Annotated in this window: 13 protein-coding genes; 8 read left to right on the top strand and 5 right to left on the bottom strand. The window is 73.4% G+C overall.

Features of this window, described 5'->3' with window-relative positions; all coding sequences use genetic code 11:
* Positions 1-13 precede the first annotated feature (13 nt).
* From K7C98_RS28265 to K7C98_RS28250, 4 genes are all read left to right on the top strand, one after another.
* On the top strand, positions 14-670 hold the full coding sequence (locus tag K7C98_RS28265) for a potassium channel family protein (RefSeq protein ID WP_224194896.1): 657 nt from the start codon (positions 14-16) through the stop codon (positions 668-670).
* 21 nt (positions 671-691) lie between these two features.
* Positions 692-1,942: an MCP four helix bundle domain-containing protein gene (locus K7C98_RS28260; RefSeq protein ID WP_224194895.1), complete on the top strand. Its 1,251-nt coding sequence runs from the start codon at positions 692-694 to the stop codon at positions 1,940-1,942.
* A gap of 90 nt (positions 1,943-2,032) precedes the next feature.
* On the top strand, positions 2,033-3,169 hold the full coding sequence (locus tag K7C98_RS28255) for an SPFH domain-containing protein (protein WP_224194894.1): 1,137 nt from the start codon (positions 2,033-2,035) through the stop codon (positions 3,167-3,169).
* Positions 3,166-4,377 (top strand): SPFH domain-containing protein, encoded by a 1,212-nt coding sequence (locus tag K7C98_RS28250; protein WP_224194893.1) that lies wholly within the window; start codon positions 3,166-3,168, stop codon positions 4,375-4,377. Before K7C98_RS28255 ends, K7C98_RS28250 begins: the two co-directional genes overlap by 4 nt.
* Positions 4,378-4,464: 87 nt before the next feature.
* Here K7C98_RS28250 and K7C98_RS28245 read toward each other — a convergent pair whose 3' ends face one another.
* From K7C98_RS28245 to K7C98_RS28230, 4 genes are all read right to left on the bottom strand, one after another.
* Positions 4,465-5,232, bottom strand: a complete 768-nt coding sequence (locus K7C98_RS28245; RefSeq protein WP_224194892.1) for a hypothetical protein — start codon at positions 5,230-5,232, stop codon at positions 4,465-4,467.
* Positions 5,229-6,110 carry a multinuclear nonheme iron-dependent oxidase gene (locus tag K7C98_RS28240; protein WP_224194891.1) on the bottom strand — a complete coding sequence of 294 codons (882 nt, stop codon included), beginning with the start codon at positions 6,108-6,110 and terminating at the stop codon, positions 5,229-5,231. Before K7C98_RS28240 ends, K7C98_RS28245 begins: the two co-directional genes overlap by 4 nt.
* 82 nt (positions 6,111-6,192) lie before the next feature.
* Positions 6,193-6,816, bottom strand: coding sequence for a glutathione S-transferase family protein (locus K7C98_RS28235; protein ID WP_224194890.1), 624 nt, complete (start codon positions 6,814-6,816; stop codon positions 6,193-6,195).
* A 67-nt stretch (positions 6,817-6,883) separates the two neighbouring features.
* Positions 6,884-8,758, bottom strand: coding sequence for a radical SAM protein (locus K7C98_RS28230; protein ID WP_224194889.1), 1,875 nt, complete (start codon positions 8,756-8,758; stop codon positions 6,884-6,886).
* Between the two features lie 208 nt (positions 8,759-8,966).
* Between K7C98_RS28230 and K7C98_RS28225 the strand changes: the two genes are divergently transcribed.
* The 4 genes from K7C98_RS28225 to K7C98_RS28210 are packed head-to-tail and all read left to right on the top strand — an operon-like array spanning position 8,967 to position 12,366.
* A complete protein-coding gene (locus K7C98_RS28225; protein WP_224194888.1) occupies positions 8,967-9,455 on the top strand; it encodes a hypothetical protein in 489 nt (162 codons plus the stop codon).
* On the top strand, positions 9,446-10,285 hold the full coding sequence (locus K7C98_RS28220; RefSeq protein ID WP_224194887.1) for a hypothetical protein: 840 nt from the start codon (positions 9,446-9,448) through the stop codon (positions 10,283-10,285). The genes K7C98_RS28225 and K7C98_RS28220 overlap by 10 nt, the downstream gene beginning before the upstream one ends.
* A complete protein-coding gene (locus tag K7C98_RS28215) occupies positions 10,246-11,436 on the top strand; it encodes an aKG-HExxH-type peptide beta-hydroxylase (protein ID WP_224194886.1) in 1,191 nt (396 codons plus the stop codon). The genes K7C98_RS28220 and K7C98_RS28215 overlap by 40 nt, the downstream gene beginning before the upstream one ends.
* The gene (locus tag K7C98_RS28210; RefSeq protein WP_224194885.1) at positions 11,437-12,366 is read left to right on the top strand and encodes a radical SAM protein; all 930 of its coding nucleotides are present in this window, start codon (positions 11,437-11,439) and stop codon (positions 12,364-12,366) included.
* Between the two features lie 49 nt (positions 12,367-12,415).
* Here the strand turns inward: K7C98_RS28210 and K7C98_RS28205 are convergent, their stop codons facing one another.
* Positions 12,416-13,378 (bottom strand): hypothetical protein, encoded by a 963-nt coding sequence (locus K7C98_RS28205; RefSeq protein WP_224194884.1) that lies wholly within the window; start codon positions 13,376-13,378, stop codon positions 12,416-12,418.
* Positions 13,379-13,389: the final 11 nt, after the last annotated feature.

Raw genomic sequence — 13,389 nt, 5'->3', positions numbered from 1 at the left:
AGGACATGTCCTCATGAGCGGAGAATTCGCAGTCATCGGCCTCGGGCAGTTCGGGCGCGCGGTCGCGTTGAGCCTGGTGCGCGAGGGCGCGGCGGTGCTGGCGATCGACCAGCTCGAGGAGCGGGCCCAGCTGGTCGAATCCGAGGTCGACGCGGTCGCCTGCGCCGACGCGACCGACGAGCGCGCGCTCAACGAGCTGGGGCTCGAGCGCATGTCGTGCGTCGTCGTGGCGATGGGCGCCCGCGCCCGCGAGACGTCGATCCTCACGACGTCGCTGCTGCGCCAGCGCGGGATCCCCCGCATCATCAGCCGCGCCGCCAACGAGCTGCACGCGCGCGTGCTGCTGGCCGTGGGCGCGCACGAGGTCATCAACCCGGAGATGCAGATGGGCCAGCGGCTGGCCCGCAACCTGGCCCACCCGACGATCCTCGAGCAGATCGCGCTCGACGAGAACACCAACCTGGTCGAGGTCGCCACGCCGGAGCAGTTCATCGGCAAGTCGCTGGCGGAGATCGACATGAAGCGCCGCTACGGCGTGTCGGTGATCGCGGTGCGCCGCGGCGGGCAGGTCATCCCGCAGCTGGCGGCCGACGACCGGCTCGCGCGCGGCGATCGCCTGCTCATCGTCGGCCCGCCGGCGTCGGTCCGGCGCGTCGCCAGCCTCGCGTAGACCGGTTCAGGAGCACCCGCGATGACCCTCCGCACCCGCCTCCTGCTCGGCTACGGCTACCTGATCGCGCTGCTGCTGCTCAGCGTGGGGACGGCCGCGTTCAACTCGCAGCGGGTCGCCCGCAACGTCCAGGTCGTGGTGCAGAACAACCTGGTCAGCCTCGGCGCGGCGGTGACGATGCTGCACCAGATCGAGCGCCAGGACAGCGCGACGCTGGTCGGGTTGATGCACCGCAGCGAGCCGACCGAGATGACGGCGGCGGAGGAGGACTTCGAGAAGGCGCTCGCGCAGGCCCGCAGCGTGGCGATGAGCGACGACGAGCGGGCGATGCTGAAGAACCTGCAGGAGGACTACGAGGTCTACCGCAAGGCCCGCGACGAGCTGCTGCGCAGCATCCCGGAGGACGCGTACGCGGCCTACCACGAGACGGTGTTCCGCGTGTTCGAGGAGCTCAAGCGCGACGTCAATCAGTACCTCGAGGCGAAGAAGACGGCGCTCGGCGACGCCAACATCGAGGCGTCGCAGTCGGCGATCGAGGCCGCGGTGCTGCTCGGCGTGCTGGTGACGGTGGCGCTGCTGTCGCTCGGGCCGCTGTCGCGCAGCTTGCAGCGCGACGTGCTCGGGCGCCTGTCCGAGGTCGGCAGCGTGACCGAGGCGATCGCCAGCGGCGACCGGCGCCGGCGCGTGCGCGACTTCTATCAGGACGAGCTCGGCCAGGTGGCCCGCCAGCTCAACGCGGCGCTCGATCGCCAGCAGGAGCTCGAGTCGCAGATGCAGGGCCGACTGCTCGAGCAGCGGCGCGCGCTGGTCGGGCTGATGAAGCAGTGGCCGATGCCGGCGGCGCTGATCGGGATCGACGGCGAGCTGGTGGCGTCGACCCTGAGCGAGAACGACGAGGCCGAGCTCGATCGCCTGACGCCGCGCGTGCGCATGGCGGCCAAGGTGCTGATGACGCGGCGCTTCGTCCGCGCCGAGGAGCTGTCGGCCGACATCAAGGCGAGCGACGGCGTCCGCGTCGTGCAGATGCGCGCGCTGGCGTCCGGCGACAATCAAATCGCGGGCTGGCTGGCGTCCTTCGTCGATCCGCGGGTCGGCGTGCTGGCGCCGCGCGGGCCGGGCGATCCCGCGCCCGGCGACGAGGCGAGCGCGAGCGGCGAATCGGAGCCGGTGAGCGACGCGGACGGCGAGGTGGTGAGCGACGCGAGCGAGGCAGGACCACGGAGCGCGGCGGCGGGCGAATCGGAGCCGAGCGACGAGCCGCGCTCCGGCTGAGCGCCCGCGTCGCAGCGCGGCGGGCAGGGCGACGAGCAGCGGTCGCGTTCGGGGCCGAGCGACCCGCGGGGCCTGGTGTACGATGCTGGCATGGCGCAACAGCGGAATTCAGGCCGGCAGAGCGGCGGCCAGATCCTGGGGGACCTCCAGGGGAAGCTCAGATCAGTGACAGGCGGCGGGTCGAGCTGGTTCGACTGGGTGTGGATCGGCGGGGCGCTGATCGCCGGCCTCGTCCTGATGACGACCTCGTTCACCGCGATCGAGCCCGGCCAGGTGGCCGTGCGGATCAACAACGTCACCGGCGGGCTGGCGACGGTGACGCAGCCGGGCTGGATCACGCGGCTGCCGTTCGGGATCCACTCGGTGTACGTGCTCGACGCCAGCCCGCAGACGTTCTCGATGCACGGGAGCAAGACGGTCGACGACCTCGAGGTCAGCGAGCTGACGGTGCGCGCGAGCGACGGCTCGAACTTCCACTTCTCCGACACCACGATCATCTTCCAGATCGCCGGTGACGAGGCCCAGACGGTCGTGCGCGACGGCGGCGAGGAGCGCGGCTACCTCAAGTGGATGCGCCCGTACGCCCGCGCGATCCTCCGCGACGAGTTCGGCCGCGAGTCGACGATCTCGGTGTCGAACCCGACCAAGTTCGGTGAGGCGACCGAGCGCGCGAAGAGCCGGCTCAACGAGCTGCTCGGGGTGCACGGCGTCATCGTGACCCAGATCGTGACGCCGCGACCGCAGTTCAACGACGAGTACGAGAAGCTGATCGAGGAGCGCAACAAGCTCGGCAACCAGCTCGAGGTCATCAAGAGCAACCTCGCGGCGGCCGAGACCAGCCGCGAGCGCCGGCTGGCCGAGGTCAACCGCGATCAGAACCGATCGATCCAGGAGAAGCGGACCGAGCTCGAGTCGGCGCTGGCGACCGCGATCGCGGCCCAGGCCGACGCGACCCGCGAGGCCGACACGTACAAGATCTCGAAGGTCGCCGAGGGCCAGGCGGCCCTCAGCGCGGCCAAGCAGCAGGCGGCCGAGCTCCGCGGCCAGCTCGAGGCGAACTATCGCGGGCGCAAGGCCGAGATCGACGCGTTCCGCTCGCAGCCGGTCGAGCGGGTGATGGAGCGGCTGGGCGAGCGCCTGCGCGGGGTGACGATCGCGATCGAGCCGTGGGCCAACGACGCCAACCCGTCGCGGGTCGAGGTCGAGAAGGTCGGAGGTGCGCAGTGAAGGGCTTCGTCCGCATTTGTCAGCTCACGCTGCTGTCGCTGCTGTTCCTGTGGATCGCGCCGACGTGCGTCATCTCGACGGTGCCGCTCGGCACGATCGGCGTGCGCAGCAGCAACGCCTCGGGCGTGCTCGCGGCCGACCTCGAGCCGGGGTGGACGCTCAACATCGCCGGGATCCACAGCCTGACGCTGCTGCCGAGCCACTACCTGTTCCTCGACTACGGCGAGGAGGAGGGCCAGGTCCTGCAGATCCGCACCCGCGACAACAACAACGTGTTCGTCGACGTCAGCGTGCCGTACCGCATCAAGCCCGGCGAGGCGCATCAGATCATGATGGCGGGCAACCACGTCGAGAGCACGAACGGGCAGTACCGGTTCCAGCGGCTGGCGCAGGAGACGACGGTCAGCGTGCTGCGCGAGGGCCTGGCCAACCTGACGAGCTCGGACTTCTACCACGCCGACACGCGGCTCAAGGTCGCGGCCGAGACGCTGGAGCGGCTCAACCAGGAGCTCGCGCCGCTGCACCTCGAGGCGCAGGCGGTGCTGGTCCGGGCGGTGACGTTCCGCGACGAGTACGAGAAGCAGCTGCAGCAGATCCAGCTCAACGAGCAGAACAAGCTGCTCGACGGGGCGCGCGAGAAGGTCGCCAAGCAGCAGCAGGAGCTCGACAACTACGAGCTCGGGACCAACGCGCTGGCCAACGCGCTGCAGCAGGACTGGATCAAGCGCCAGGCCGACCTCGAGCGCGCGTACCAGGTCGGCTTCGTCGACACCAAGGGCGACAGCACGCCGGGCTCGGCCCGTCGCGCGCTCAAGGCGTTGTCCGACGAGGAGCAGGTGAAGCTGCGCGAGGAGGTCGGGCGCGTGCTCGACATCGACGCGCCGGAGGCGCTCGCCGACGGCTACCTGCTCGGGATCAAGAACATCGAGGCCGAGACGCTCGAGTACCGCCAGCGCGTCAACGCCGAGGCCGACGGCGTGTCGCAGCGCCTGTCCGCCGAGGGCGCGGCCGAGGTCGCCGCGGTCCAGGGCGAGTTCGAGAGCAAGATCAACGCGCTGCTCGGCAGCCCGGCCGGGCGGGCGTACGTCGCCTACAAGAGCGCGGAGAACGTGCGCTTCGCCGAGACGCTGACGTTCCAGAGCACCGACGGGATCCCGGCGGTGCTGCGCCTGCGAGACTTCGCGCTGCGTTTCATGGGCGGCGGTTGAGCGGGCCAGCGGAGGGGCGAGCGCTCGTCGTGCGATCGAGGACACGACGGGCGCTCGTTCGCCGTGTGTGCGAGCGAGGCTGGTCGGTCAACCGGCGACGAGCAGGCCGTCGGCGACGAGGCCGGCGAGCAGCTCGTCGGCCTCGTGCGGCTCGGCGCCGAGACGCACGGCCTCGGCGGCCAGCGCGGCGTGGGTCTGCGGAGCGGCGGCGAACCGCAGCAGGCGGACGAGCGGCTCGCTGGCTGTCCCGAGGGACACCTCACCGGCGGGGCTGGCCTCGATGAGCAGCGCCTCCTGCTTCGGCCCGCGCGGGGGCCGCTCGCGCAGCGGTCGCGCGGACGCCAGGGCGGCGGCGGGGTCGGGGCCGAGGCGGGCCCGGATCCGCTCGAGGCAGGCCAGGCTGCCGGCGGGGAGCAGCAGCGGCGCGACGCACGGGTTGCAGCTCAGGCCGGGCGCGGGGTCGGGGCGCGGGCGGCGGGCGCGGGCGATCGCCGCCTCGATCCGGCCCGGGCCGCCGGCCTGGTCGCCGAGCCACGTGCCAAAGGACAGGGCCATCGAGCCATGTTCGAAGACACATGTCCGAAAGGCTAGGGTGGAGAAGAACGCGTCGATCGCGGGCACGCCGAGCAGGGCGGCGGCGGCCGGGTACTCCTCGATCAGGGCGTGGACGGCCCGGGCGCGGCGGTAGGGGTCGACGGCGAGGGTCCGCGGATCGACGGCGCGCAGCAGCTCGCGCTCGCGCCCGGCCAGCTCGGGCAGCGGGCCCGGGCCGCGCACGGCGGCGGCGTAGGCCGGATCGAGGTGCATGCAGACCAGGGCGGCCTGCACGCGCCGCGGGTCGAGGCGGTCGGTCAAGCGGCCTCCGGGCCGCGCGCGGGCCACAAGGCGGCGACGCGGTCGAACAGCGGCAGGACGGCCTCGATCGGGTTGCGCTCGCACTCGACGACGATGGCGCGCAGGTTGACGGCGCGCGCGACCGCCTCGCCGGCGATCTCCCAGGTGTCGGGCAAGACGTCGGTGCCGTGGTCGTCCTCGACCCACTCGAGCCCGGCCTGGTTGCGCACGCGGCCGCCGGCGACGTGCAGCTCGACCACGCGGTCCCACGGGACGCCGTCGAAGCCGGCGCGCGGGGGCAGGCCGCGGGCGCGCTGGAACATGGCCAGGTGGGCGCAGTCGAGCAGCAGGCCGGTGTCGGCGCGCTCGGCGACGCGGGCGAAGAAGTCGAGCAGGTGCAGCTCGCCGACGAACGCGGCGCCGGGCGGGTTCTCCGGCAGCACCTCGAGACCTGTCGCCTCGCGCAGGGCGCACAGGCCCTCCGCGAGCGGGGCCACGGCCTCGTCGACGAGGATCGGCGGCAGCAGCAGCATGTGCCCGCGGTCGCGGCGGCCGAGGTGCCACAGGCCGGCGTCGCCGCACAACCAGGCCGGGCGCAGCTCGCCGGCGATCGCACGCACGCCGGCGAGCCAGGGCGCGTCGAAGTCGTCGGGGTCGTCGAGGTTGATGTCGAGGAAGTGGTAGGTGGTCGGCAGGCCGCCGGCCGCCCACGCCCGCGCGTCGTCGTCGAGGCCCTTGACGACCTCGACGCCGACCTCGAGGAAGCCGGCGCAGTCGGGCCGGCGCCGCCGCAGCTCCAGCGGGTCGAGCGCGCCGTCCTGCCGGCGCGCGCCGTACTCGGTGCTGACGCCGAGGCCGAGGCGCGGGAGGGTGCGGACGCGGTCGAGGAAGCCGGGCATGGGTACGTTCAGACAGGTTCGAAGGAGCAGGTCGAAAGGGGCAGGCTCCAAAGGACCTGGTCGATCGGACCTGGCGAAGCGGCTAGGCGGCGCGGACCGCCTGGTGGGCGGGGCGGCGGGTGCAGCGGTCGAGCCAGGCGGCCACGCCGGGGAAGCGGGTCATGTCGACCTTGATCATGGTCAGGGCCCAGCCGAGCGCGGCGGCGTTGGCGACGTCGACGAGGGTGAAGCCGTCGCCGACGAGGTACTCGGGGCCGCGCAGGCGCTGGTCGAGCACACCGAGCTGCGCCTCGAATTCCTTGCCGGCGGTCTCGGCCTGCCGGGCGTTGCGCGACTCGGCCGGGAACCACTCGCTGGTGTTGTAGAAGATGCGGAAGATCGTGCCGCCGAGGGTGACCGAGCCCCACACGATCCACGCCAGCGCCTCGGCGTGCTCGCCGGAGCCGACGCGCGGCCACAGGCCCTTGTCGGCGCCGAAGCGGTCGCCCAGGTAGATGATCATCGCCAGCGACTCGAACATCGGCGTGCCGTCGACGACCAAAGCGGGCACCTTGCCGTTGGGGTTGATGGCGAGGAATTCCGGCTTGTGCTGGTCGCCGGCGCGGAGGTCGAGCTTGACCTTGTCGTAGGCGACACCGAGCTCCTCGAGGGCCCAGTGCACGCGCGTCGCGCTGGAATTGGGGGCGTAGTAGAAGGTGATCGACATCGGTCTCCGCGGTTATGTACGCGATCGGGCGGCGGAGCGGTAGGCGAGCGCGCCCGGCAGCGGGAGGTCAGGCGCCGACGCCGTAGACGAGCAGCCACTGGTTGCTGGTGCCCGGGGCGATGTCGTGGCAATCGTGCGTCGCGAGGGGCACGCCGAGCTCGGCCGCGACGGCGGCGATCCGCCGCGCGGCCTCGACGGCGGTGTCGTTGCGGTAGTGCTCGCGCCGGGCGCTCGAGCGCTCGCCGCGGGTGGTCTGCGCGGGCGTGCGGGCCAGGCCGAAGGCGGTGTTGTCGCAGACGACGAGCTGGCCGCCGGGGCGCAGCCGGGGCAGGGCGGCGCGCAGCACGAGGTCGGGGTCGCGGAGGTGGTTGTAGCTGCGGAGGATCGTGACGGCGTCGAAGCGCCGCTCGCCGAGGTCGAGCGCCTCGGCGTCGGCCTGCGCGAGCGCGGCGCCGGGCGGCAGGCGGGGACGCAGGCGGGCGAGCGCGCCGGGGTCGGGGTCGACGCCGGTGTAGCGGATCGCGCCGGCGGCGATCCGCGGGGCCAATACGTCGAGGTAGGGGGCGTCGCCGCAGCCGAGGTCGAGGACGTCGCCGGTGAGGCCGGCGAGCCGGGCGCGCACGACCGCGTCGTCGCGCGTGAAGATGTCCTCAAAGACAGGTTCGAACATCCCTGTGCATGCGGACAGGTGCGGGCAGCCGGCGCACAGCGGGCTGCGGGCCAGCGGGACCAGCTCGCGGGCGAAGTCCTGCGGGGCCGGGCCGCGAGCGGCGTCGACGTAGACCTGGCCGAGGTCGTGCTTGATCGCGGCGATCTCCTCGTCGGTGAAGTCGCGGCTGTCGGCGCGGTAGCGGGCGATCGCGCCGCCGCGGCGGACGAACAGGTGGCGCCCGCGCTCCCACGGGGTGACGCCGAGCGGGCCCTGGCGCAAGGGACAGGTGTCGTCGGGGGCCGGGTGCACCGCCTCGAGCGTGTAGTTGAACGAGTTGGCGCGCGGGCGGTCGGTCACGGGCCGCAGCTCGCCGGCGCCGTGGACGTCGTGGTAGCCGCGGTACAGGCCGGGGCAGCCGCCGCGCAGGCTGCAGCCGTCGCAGGCCGGCGGGTGGCGCTTGTTGTCGTCGTCGACCGGGAACAGATCGGGCTCGCCGATCTCGACCATGGTCCAGTAACGGTGGGTGCGGAGGTCGCTGTAGCTGTCCTCGAGGCCAGGTAGGAGGCAGCGCGGGACGCCGCCGTGCTGCACGCGGACGCCGCGCTCGCGCGCGTGGGCGGCGGCGTCGAGGACGGCCTCGGCGACGGCGGCGACGCGCGGGACCAGCAGCTCGAAGTTGCGCGCGGCGCCGCCCTTGGGCTCGACCATCGAGAACTTGAGGGTGACGTCGGTGAAGCCGGCGACGAGGTCGACGAGGCCGCGCAGGTGGGCGAGGTTCTGGCGGGTGACGACGCAGTTGACGGTGAGGTCGAGGCCGCGGCCGCCGAGGTTGCGCAGGGCGGCCAGCGCCTGATCGAAGGCGTCGCTGCGGACGAGGCGGTTGTGCACCGGGGCGGTGCCGCCGTGCAGCGACAGGTAGACGTAGCGCAGGCGGTGGGCGACGAGCTTGTCGGTGAGCTGGCGGTAGGCGAGGGCGCGGCCGTTGGTGACGAGGCCGAGGTCGAGGCCGAGGCCGGCGATCCGCGCGGCCCAGCGCAGGAGCTCGGGCCGGATCGTCGGCTCGCCGCCGGACAGGACGACCATGCCGTGTCCCAGTTCGGCGGCGCGGAGGATCTTGCGCTCGACCTCCTCGGCGTCGCCGTCGATCGGACGCACGTCGAGGGTGTGACAAAAGGTGCAGTGCTCGTTGCACCCGTAGCCGACCTTGATCAGCGCCTTGTAGTCGCCGGGGCCGAACTGCGGCGGCCTCGCGGGCCGCGAGGGCCGTGCGGCGTGGGGGCGATCGTCCATGCGCAGCGCCGATGCTAGCGCGTCCTCGCGTTCGTGGGAGGACGGGAGGACGGGAGGACGGTGGAGGCGTCGGCGTCGGCAAAGGCGCGGGCGAGTTCCGGGCTCGCGTGAGGTGTCCGGGGCTGGCGTGAGCGGCCCGGGCTCGCGTCGCCTTGACGGGAGATGCGACCGGCGAGTACCGTGGGCTTCGATTAGGAAGACTGACTGCATGAAGCCTTCGCCGCGTGTCGCCCGTCGCAAGGTCCTCGCCGCCCTCGGAGTTGCCGCTGCCGGTGTCTCGACCGCCGCGTGCGCGCTCCGACCCCGCACGACCGGTTCGTCGGCGACGGCGCCGCTGGCGGGGCTGGTCGGACGCACCGGCGAATGGCGGGTCGAACAGGTGATGCCGCTGACGGCCGGCGCGGTGCCGGTGTTGATGCGCACGCCGAAAGGTCAGCGCTTCCAGGTCGATCTGATGCGCGCCGAGGCCGAGGGCCCCCGCGCGGTCGCGCACGCCGGCGACCTGGCGCTGTACCTCGCCAACGGCGGCGGCGGCGACCGGCCGTCGACGGCGGAGGAGGAGCAGGGGGCGCGGGTGCTGGCGGAGCGGCTCACGCAGCTGGCGGCCGAGCGCGGCGCGCCGGCGATCGCCGGGCTGCTGACGCTGTCGGAGCGCCTGGCGGGCCACAGCCAGGCCGTGCTGAAGCCGTGGAGCTGAGCGTCCGCGCGGCGCCGTCCAGTCCGGAAGGACAGGACGCATTGGACATGTTGCGAGGGACAGGTATGACGCTGACGCTGGTCGGCGGCGACGGCGACGCGCTGACGCGCTGGACGAGCGCGGCCCGCTCGGCCGGGTTCACGCGCGTGGTCGTGGCGCCGGGGCCGGCGGCGCTGACCGGCGAGGCGCTGGCGCAGCTGGTCGCGGCGGGGGTGGGGGCGATCGAGGCCCGGCTCTACGCGGCGGACAGTGCGGCGCACGACTGGCACGCGAGGCTCGAGGGGTCGTTCCGGGCGACGACGACGCTGCTCCGCGCGGCCCGGGCGCTGCGGGTGGCGGCGACGGTGCGCACGCCGCTGACGCGATCGAACGCGCGAGTGCTGGCGGCCTTGCCGGGGCTGCTCGTCGACGTCGCGGCGGTCGGCTGGTGCGTGGAGGTGATCGCCGAGGACGGGCGTGAACCTGCCGGGGGCCTGATCCCGCGGCTCGGGGCGGCGCTGCCGTACGCGCTGCAGGCGATCGCGGCGGCGGAGCGCGCCGGCCTGGCCGCGGCGGTCGCGGGCGCGCCGGCGTGCTTGCTGGGTCCGTTGCGCGATCGCGGGGTGCCGGGGCCGCCTCGCGCGTTCGCGGGGTGCTGCGACGACTGCGAGCTGCGCGGCGGTTGTGTCGGCATCGACGCGAGGTACCTGCAGCGCTTCGGCGCGGGCGAGCTGGCGGCGAGGAGAGGGACGGCGGAACCGGCGGCCGCGGGGCCGCGCGCGAAGAGACTTCAGGACATGTTCTCGGGGCCATGTCTGGAGATCGCGGAGGGGGCGTGCTGGCCGATCTGACGCTGCCGGCGCGGGGTTCGCAGACGGCCCGGGGGTTGTTCTCGGCCGCGCTGCGGCGGGCGCTGACGGAGCTGCTGCGGCTGCCGCCGGCGCCCGGGCCGAACGGGGCGGCGTGGGGGCGCTTCGCGCCGGTGCTGCGCCGGATCGCCGGGCAGTCGCCGGGAGCCCTGGCGAGCGCGGTGCGGCGACCGACGGTGGGGACGCTGATCCGCTGCCTGCGCGGTCGGCCCGACGCGGCGCTGCAGGGCGAATTGTTGGCGACGCTGGCGCTCGAGCTGGCGGTCGCGGGTGTCCTCGAGGACAGGGTGACGGTGCTGCAGCCGCCGGCGATGGTGCCGTGCCTGGGGGCCCGCTGCGCCCTGGCGCCGCCGCCGGGGCCGCTGGCGATCGGGCCGGACGGGTGGGCGGTCGGCGGGGTCGGGGGGGCGCTCGGGAGGGACTTCGGGACATGTCCGTCGGAGCATGTTTTGACGGACATCTACGCGACGATCGCGGGGCCGATCGCGCTGGCGCTGCGGCGCGACAACAACCCGCTGGCCGGGCTCGAGGCGCACCCCGACAAGTCGGGCAGCGCGCTCGACCTCGGCGGGCTGCCGCCGGCGGCCTGGCTGGCGGGGCTGCGGGCCGGGCTCGAGCTGATCGCCACGCACCTGCCGGCGCTGCGCGCGGAGCTCGACGTCGGCCTCGTGCTGGTGGTGCCGGTCGGCCACGACGGCGAGCGCCACCTGTCGGCGTCGTACCAGGAGGCGATCGGGACGGTCTACCTGAGCCTGCACCCGAGCGCGCTGACGCTGGCCGAGGCGCTGATCCACGAGTTCTCGCACAACAAGCTGCACGCGCTGCTCGAGCAGGGGCCGATCCTCGACAACGCCTGGTCGCCGCTGTACGCCTCGCCGGTGCGCCCCGACCCGCGGCCGCTGCACGGGGTGCTGCTGGCGGCGCACGCGTTCCTGCCGGTGGCGGCGATGCTCGAGTCGATGCTGGCGGAAGGGACAGGTGACGTCGAGCGGCGGCTGCGGCAGGTGGCCCGCGGCAACCACGAGGCGGTCGAGACGTTGCGCCTGCACGCGCGACCGACCAGCCTGGGGGAGCCGTTGCTGGCGGAGTTGGTGGCGCTCGACGCCCGCTTCCGGGGCTGGTGGGAGGACTGAGTGCCGGGGCTGCTCGACATGATCCTCGGCTACGACTGCAACCTGTGGTGCGACTACTGCACGATCGGACCGGCGCTGCGCGGGCGGGCGCTGTCGACGGCCCACGCGCTGGCGTCGCTGCGCGAGGGGCGGGCGCAGGGGCTCGACGCGCTGTCGATCACGGGGGGCGAGCCGACGATCCGGCCGGACCTGCTGGCGATCGTCCGCGCCGGCCGGGCGCTCGGGTTCGCCGACATCAAGGTGCAGTCGAACGGCTTGATGTACGCGCACGGCGACAACCTGGCGCGGCTGCTGGCGGCCGGGGCGACGCGCCTGCACGTGTCGGTGCACACCCACCGGGCCGACCGCTACGAGGAGCTGGTCCGGAGGACAGGCACGTACGCGGCGATGGTGGGCGGGCTGGAGCGGGCGGTCGCCAGCGGGGCGCCGCTGGTGGTCGACCTGATCGTCAAGCGCGACACGATGGCGGACCTGCCGGCGGCGATCGAGTGGTTGGCCGGGCACGGCGTGCGCGCGGTCGATCTCTGGTACGTGTCGCTGACCGACGCCAACGCGGACAACGTGGCGTCGCTGCCGCGGATGACCGAGGCGCTGCCGTTCATCGCCGAGGCGCTGGCGCGCGGGCGGGCGCGGGCGATGACGCTGCGCTCGCTGCACGTGCCGCGTTGCCTCCTGGGCCAGGATCACCCGCACGCGTGGGACCCCGGCGCGGACCGGGTGGTGGTGGTGACGCCGGAGGCGACGTTCGCGCTCAAGGACAGCCGGCTGGCCGGGCGGGTCAAGGTGCCGGCGTGCACGGGCTGTCCTTTCGAGCAGGTCTGCCCGGGCGTGCGTCCCGATTATTTGGCGGCGTTCGGCGACGGGGAGATCGCGGCGACGCGCGGGCGACCGCCGTCGCGCGGGCCGACGCGGCTGCCGATCGCGCGGTGAGGCCGAGTCCGGAGGACCGCGAGGAGGTGGAGCCGGTCGTGGTGTTGGTTCAGCCGTCGATCGCGACGCGGCGCACGAGCAGCTGCAGGATGTCGTTGCCGTGGCAGCACGCGCCGACGACGGCCTCGGCGAGGTCGAACGCGTAGACCTCGCCGGGGTCCGCGGCGAAGCTGCCGCGCGTGCCGGAGTTCAGGCTGAGCGAGGGGCCCATCGGGCTCTCGAGCGTGACGGTCGCCACGACCCCGTTGATATCGCCCCACGGCGGCAGGTCGCAGAACTCCGCGATGGTGTAGAGGAGCGGCTCGAACCGGGTGGGCTCGTCGGCCTCCTCGGCGCCGTCGACGGCGACGAGGAGGAGCTGCTGCTCGTCGGGGGTGCGCATGGTGACGGCGCGGGTGGGGAGGCTGACGTCGTCGTCGAGGGCCATGCTGTCGAGCTGCACGCTGTCGCCTGCCGCCCAGGTGACGTCGCCCTCGGGCGCGGCGACGATGCTGACGGTCGCGAGGCGCGGCTCGCCCTCGTGGTCGCAGCTCAGCGCGGTGACGACCATCCCGCCCTCGAGGGTGACGGCGTCGACGGTGCACAGGACGTCGATGAAATGCATCTCGGTCCAGGCTTCGGGCCAGTCGAGGAGGGTGACGGCGAAGGTGGCGTCGACCGCCGGGTCGGCCTCGGGGCACATCGCGGGCTCGCTCCCCGTATCGGTGTCCGTGTCGGGCGAGGTGTCGCCGGTCGTCGCGGTGGTGTCGGCGGACGTCGCAGTGGCATCGGTGGCCGTCGCGGCGGTGGCGGTGCTTTCGGTGGGTGTGCTGCCGGTGTCGGTGGTCTCGCCGGTCTCGGTCGGCGTGACCTCCGTGGTGAGCATGTCGCCCGTGCTGCTCGGCGGTTCAGGCGAGTCACCGGTGTCGGAGGTGTCCGTGACGGCGGTGTCGGTGGCGGGTGTGCCGGTGTCCTTCGTCGGACAGGCCGCGAGGAGTGCGAGAGAGCCAACAGAAGTCCAAGCCAAGCGCATGCCAGCAGGCT

Source organism: Nannocystis pusilla (genome assembly GCF_020073745.1).
GTDB classification, from domain to species: Bacteria; Myxococcota_A; Polyangia; order Nannocystales; family Nannocystaceae; genus Nannocystis; species Nannocystis radixulma.
The sequence above is the reverse complement of the archived record's forward strand: the minus strand, read 5'-3'. Positions and strand labels throughout refer to the sequence as shown.

What these genes read in the sequence shown, in the direction of transcription:
- K7C98_RS28255 (WP_224194894.1), top strand. Translation starts at nt 2,033, where the DNA reads ATGGCGCAACAGCGGAATTCAGGCCGGCAGAGCGGCGGCCAGATCCTG.
- K7C98_RS28265 (WP_224194896.1), top strand. Translation starts at nt 14, where the DNA reads ATGAGCGGAGAATTCGCAGTCATCGGCCTCGGGCAGTTCGGGCGCGCG.
- K7C98_RS28215 (WP_224194886.1), top strand. Translation starts at nt 10,246, where the DNA reads ATGTCTGGAGATCGCGGAGGGGGCGTGCTGGCCGATCTGACGCTGCCG.
- K7C98_RS28235 (WP_224194890.1), bottom strand. Translation starts at nt 6,816, where the DNA reads ATGTCGATCACCTTCTACTACGCCCCCAATTCCAGCGCGACGCGCGTG.
- K7C98_RS28260 (WP_224194895.1), top strand. Translation starts at nt 692, where the DNA reads ATGACCCTCCGCACCCGCCTCCTGCTCGGCTACGGCTACCTGATCGCG.
- K7C98_RS28205 (WP_224194884.1), bottom strand. Translation starts at nt 13,378, where the DNA reads ATGCGCTTGGCTTGGACTTCTGTTGGCTCTCTCGCACTCCTCGCGGCC.
- K7C98_RS28240 (WP_224194891.1), bottom strand. Translation starts at nt 6,110, where the DNA reads ATGCCCGGCTTCCTCGACCGCGTCCGCACCCTCCCGCGCCTCGGCCTC.
- K7C98_RS28230 (WP_224194889.1), bottom strand. Translation starts at nt 8,758, where the DNA reads ATGGACGATCGCCCCCACGCCGCACGGCCCTCGCGGCCCGCGAGGCCG.
- K7C98_RS28225 (WP_224194888.1), top strand. Translation starts at nt 8,967, where the DNA reads ATGAAGCCTTCGCCGCGTGTCGCCCGTCGCAAGGTCCTCGCCGCCCTC.